The sequence below is a fragment of the Streptomyces sp. SID486 genome, from assembly GCF_009865385.1.
Lineage (GTDB): Bacteria > Actinomycetota > Actinomycetes > Streptomycetales > Streptomycetaceae > Streptomyces.
Map to the genome: position 1 here is coordinate 1 of NZ_WWJT01000198.1, position 4,490 is coordinate 4,490.

At 71.7% G+C, this 4,490-nt stretch carries 5 protein-coding genes and 1 riboswitch; of the genes, 1 reads left to right on the plus strand and 4 read right to left on the minus strand.

The window, feature by feature from the left end:
• A partial coding sequence (locus GT045_RS09805) for a LysM domain-containing protein (protein WP_161333923.1) occupies positions 1-420 on the minus strand: 420 nt, incomplete at its 3' end.
• Positions 421-425: 5 nt separating this feature from the next.
• Positions 426-588, minus strand: a riboswitch (cyclic di-AMP (ydaO/yuaA leader).
• A 587-nt stretch (positions 589-1,175) separates the two neighbouring features.
• On the opposite strand from GT045_RS09805, the gene GT045_RS09810 reads away from it, so the two are divergent.
• Positions 1,176-1,973 (plus strand): tyrosine-protein phosphatase, encoded by a 798-nt coding sequence (locus tag GT045_RS09810; protein ID WP_161294991.1) that lies wholly within the window; start codon positions 1,176-1,178, stop codon positions 1,971-1,973.
• A 48-nt stretch (positions 1,974-2,021) separates the two neighbouring features.
• Here GT045_RS09810 and GT045_RS09815 read toward each other — a convergent pair whose 3' ends face one another.
• From GT045_RS09815 to GT045_RS09825, 3 genes are all read right to left on the minus strand, one after another.
• Positions 2,022-2,144, minus strand: a complete 123-nt coding sequence (locus tag GT045_RS09815) for a DUF6126 family protein (RefSeq protein WP_161294989.1) — start codon at positions 2,142-2,144, stop codon at positions 2,022-2,024.
• Complete coding sequence (locus tag GT045_RS09820) at positions 2,141-2,764, minus strand: XRE family transcriptional regulator (protein WP_161333924.1); 624 nt, start codon at positions 2,762-2,764, stop codon at positions 2,141-2,143. Before GT045_RS09820 ends, GT045_RS09815 begins: the two co-directional genes overlap by 4 nt.
• A 95-nt stretch (positions 2,765-2,859) precedes the next feature.
• Positions 2,860-4,245, minus strand: a complete 1,386-nt coding sequence (locus tag GT045_RS09825) for an aspartate aminotransferase family protein (protein ID WP_161333925.1) — start codon at positions 4,243-4,245, stop codon at positions 2,860-2,862.
• Between the last annotated feature and the right edge of the window lie 245 nt (positions 4,246-4,490).

Below are 4,490 nucleotides of genomic sequence, written 5' to 3' on the forward strand. Positions count from 1 at the left end.
GGCCGGAGCGTGGTGCGGGGCGGCGGATCCGGTGCCGGCCGGTGCGTCCGCCTCGCCGAGGGTGAGCCGCAGTCCCGGGTGGATGAGCGACGGGTCGGCGCCGACGGCCCGGCGGTTGTCGGCGTAGAGCCGCTGCCAGCCACCGCTGACGTGCCGGCGCTCGGCGATCGTCGCGAGACAGTCGCCGCTGCGCACGGTGTAGCCGCGCACGCCTGACGCCGACGGTGCGGCGGCCTTCTCCACCGTTCCCGTGAGCGTCCGCACGGCCTTCCCGGAGGCGGGCTGTGCGGGGGTGGCCGCGTGTGCTCCGGTGGCCCCGAGAAGCGGAAGGGCCAGAGCGGCGCCGCCGGTCCCGGCGACGGCTATGGAGCGGGAGAGACGCGGGGTCTTGGGGCGTCGGTGCTTACCCTTGGCGGGCATGGCGCTGTTCCTCTCCGGCGCCTGCGAGGTCAGCTGTCGGGTTCGGGCTGGAGCTGCCCGGCCGTGCACCGCACGGCTGCACCCCTGGCCTGTCGCGGAGACCGGGACAGGCCGTCGTACCTGGTGGGTCCCCCGCTCCTGCCGACGCGGGTCAAGTGTGTGGGTGCTCCGGTCGGCGGCAGGATTCGGCGTTCCGTCCGGATCGGGGGCGAACGTAAGCGTGCGGGACGCGCGGAAACAAGCACCGGGATTCCGTTGTTCCGGTCCGGGATGATCGCTTGCGGGAATTCCCGGTCACCGAGAGTGAATTCCGGCGTCGGTCATTGTCGACTCTCCTTATCGGACCCACTATTACGTGCCCATGACATGCGACGCACGGTCACGAATATGACGCTCCTCACGCACTTCTCCCCCACAGTCCTTTATATGGCGCGGAGTTACGATGAAGGAGTCGATACGGGACAGAGTCGACGTATCCCTCGCAGCTGTACTAACCGCCCATCCGGGTCTCCCCTGAGCGCCGCCCCTCCATGGTTCCGCGAGGACCGGGGCGGCCTACGGCTCCCGGGGCAGGAGCGGGCGCCCGGCGGCAGCGGATGCCGGTGGATCCGCTCCGGCGCCGACCGCTCGGAGGGCCGCGGACCTGCGTGACCATGCCTGTGGACAACTCATTGCCCGAGGAAATCGATGTCGTATGGTCGACGGAGTGCCCGCCGACGAGCCGCGCCGGCGGGGCCGACCGGGAGGAGCCCCCCGTGACGCAGCAGGTCCCGTCGACCGAGCCGGAGCTGGCCGGAGTCCGCAATTTCCGTGACGTGGGCGGACTGCCCACCGTGGACGGGCGACGGGTGCGCCACGGAGTGCTGTTCCGCAGCGGCCATCTGGCGCACGCGACCGAGGAGGACGCGGCCTTCCTCGCCTCCCTGGGCCTGCACACGATCTTCGACTTCCGCAACGCGGCCGACCAGAAGCTGGAGGGCCCCGACGTCGAGCTGCCCGGCGTGCGGAACCTGAACCTGCCGCTGAGCGACCCGGCCGACGGCGCCGAGTTCTGGAAGATGGTCCGGGACGGCGACCTCGACCAGCTGCGCGCGATCCTCGACGACGGCAAGGCGGCGGCCCGGATGACCGCCTCCTACCGGAAGATCGTCAAGGAGCGCACGGCGGAGCACTCCCGGGTGCTGCGGGCGCTCGCCGACGACAGCGTCCCCGCGCTCATGCACTGCGCGGCCGGCAAGGACCGCGCGGGCATCTCCATCGCCGTCACCCTCCTCGCCCTGGGGGTCGAGCGCGAGGCGATCGTCGCCGACTACCTGGAGTCCAACGCCAAGCACCGGCGTTACAAGGTCCGCCGCAGCGGCAGCGCGGAGTCCGCGTACACGCCCGAGGTGATGGACCTGCTCAGCCCTCTCTTCGACGCCCGCGCCGAGTACCTCAAGGCGGCCTTCGCGAGCATCGAGGAGACGTGGGGCGACGTCGAGACCTATCTGGCGCAGGGTCTGGGCCTCACTCCGGAGACCCGCGACAAGCTGCGCGAACGTCTGCTGGACTGACGCCGGGCGCCCCGGCCCGCGCCGGTGCGTCCCGCCCGCCCGGCGAGGTCAGCCCTTGGAGCCCACCGCGAAGAGCAGGTAGAGGAACGCGGCGAAGATGTGCCCGAGGGCGATGTAGATGAGCAGCCGGACCCACAGGGCGCGGGGGAACTTGGTCTCCAGATCGGTCATGGCAGCTCTCCGGTCGACGGGCCCAGGCACAGTGTGGCCGTGGGACTCTGCAGCAGCGTGTGGACGAACAGCAGCTCGACGCCGTCGTGGTCCTCGGCGGCGAGGCGGTGCGGGGTGAGGGAGTCGAAGTGCGCGCTGTCACCGGGCCCGAGCAGGTGCGCGGTGTCCCCGAGCCGCAGCCGCAACCGCCCCTTGAGGACGTACAGCCACTCCTCACCGGGGTGGACGCGCACGATGTCGCCCTGCGAGCCGTACGGCACCCGCACCCGCAGGGCCTGCATGCCTCGGCCCGGCGACCCGGCCTGGACGTACGTCCATCCGCCCGCCCGGGTCGGCTCCATGTCGGCGGCGCGCACGATCGCGTCCCGGTCGGCGACCGCCTCTCCCAGCAGGTCGGAGACCGTCGTACCGTAGATGCGGGCGAGCGCGAGGAGCATCGGCAGCGAGGGCTGACGGTGCCCGGTCTCCAGCCGGGAGAGATGGGCCGGCGAAAGGCCGGCCTCCCGCGCCGCGGCCTCCAGGGTGAGCCCGGCGCGCCGGCGCAGAGCGCGCAGCTGCGGGGCGACGGCGGGCAGACCGTCGTCCGGAGCCGCCGGCGGCGAGGCGTCTGAGGCGTTCATGCTTCCATTGAGCCGGATGGTTGCCTCAGGGGCAATTTTATTGCCTCAGAGGCAAAGGGCCGGTGGGCCCGGCCCCTCGCCCCGTACCGTCTCGGTCAGCGGTTCGCCACCGCCTGCTTGATCAGGGTCTTGCCGAAGTCCCACATCAGGCCGCCGCCGCTGTGCGCGTCGTCCATCACCGCCGTGAAGGCGTCCACGAAGCGCTCCACGTCGACCTCGTCCACGATCAGCGGCGGGATGAGCTTGATCACCTCCAGGTGGTCGCCGGACACCTGGGTGAGGATCCGGTGCTTCTGCAGCAGGGGGACGACGACCATCTGCGCGAACAGGCCCTTGCGGGCCGCCTGGAGCATGGTCCAGCGGCTGCGCAGTTTCAGTGAGGTGGGCCTGCCGAACTCGATGCCGATCATCAGGCCCCGGCCGCGGACGTCGGCGAGCAGTTCGTACTTGGCGATCAGCGCGGTGAGCCGGGACTTGAGCAGGTCGCCCGTGCGGCGCACGCCGGCGACGATCTGTTCGTTCTCCATGACCGAGAGCACGGCGAGGCCGCACGCCATCGCCTGGGCGTTGGCGCCGAAGCTCGCCGAGTGCACGAGGACACGGTCCATGGACGAGTAGACCTTCTTGAAGATCCACTCCCTGCCGAGGGTCGCGCCGACCGGCACGTAGCCGCCGGACAGGGCCTTGGCCACGCACACGAGGTCCGGTTCGACACCGTCCTCGTGCTGGTAGGCGTAGAAGTCACCGGTGCGGCCGAGGCCGGTCTGCACCTCGTCGGCGATGAGCAGCGCCTTGTGCCGGCGCAGCAGCTCCTGCGCGGCCCGCAGGTAGCCGGGCGGTGCCTCGTGCACGCCCTTGCCCTGGATCGGCTCCACGATCAGAGCGGCCACGTCGCCCTTGCCCAGCTCCCGGGCCAGCGCCTCCAGGTCGCCGAGGGGTACGGCGGTGTCGGGGAGCAGCGGGGCGAAACCGTCGCGGAAGCCGCTCTCGCCGTTGACCGAGAGGGAGCCCGTGGTCAGCCCGTGGAAGGCGTGGTCGCAGTAGAGGACGCGGGGCTTGCCGGTGGCGTACCGGGCGAACTTCAGGGCCGTCTCGACCGCTTCGGTGCCGCTGTTGCCGAAGAACACCCGGTCCAGGTGCGGACTGTGGGTGAGGAGCCGCTCGGCGAGCAGGCCGGGCAGCGGCTGGCAGTCGAACCGGGTGAGGTCGGCGAGGTCCAGGTCCACGACGTCGTGCAGCGCCTTGCGGACGACCGGGTGGTGGCGGCCCAGGCCCATCACCCCGAACCCGGCGAGCATGTCGAGGTGGTCGTTGCCGTCGGCGTCGAAGAAGTGCGCCCCCTCGGCGCGCTCGTAGACCTTGTCGAAGCCGATGGTGTGCAGCATGCGCGGCAGCTGCGGGTTGAGGTGCTTGGCGTGCAGCTCGTAGCGTTCGGCTCCGCGCTCGGCGAGCAGGGCGCCGAGGTCGAACTCCGTGCTCATTCACTCTCCTTGTCAGCGCCCCGGAGGGGCACGGGCCCGGTTCGGGATGCGGCTACCGCCGCGACGGGGACCCTTACGGGTTCGGGCGGGGCCGGGAACGCCGGGGTGCGGCCCGTTCCCCCGGCGCGGCGGTCGCGGTCCGGCCGCTCCCGGTACCCCCGCCCGCAGGCGACACGGCTCCCCGGCCGTTCCCCGCGTCACCGTCCGCAGGCGGCGCGGCCCCCCGGGCATTCCCGGCGCCCCCA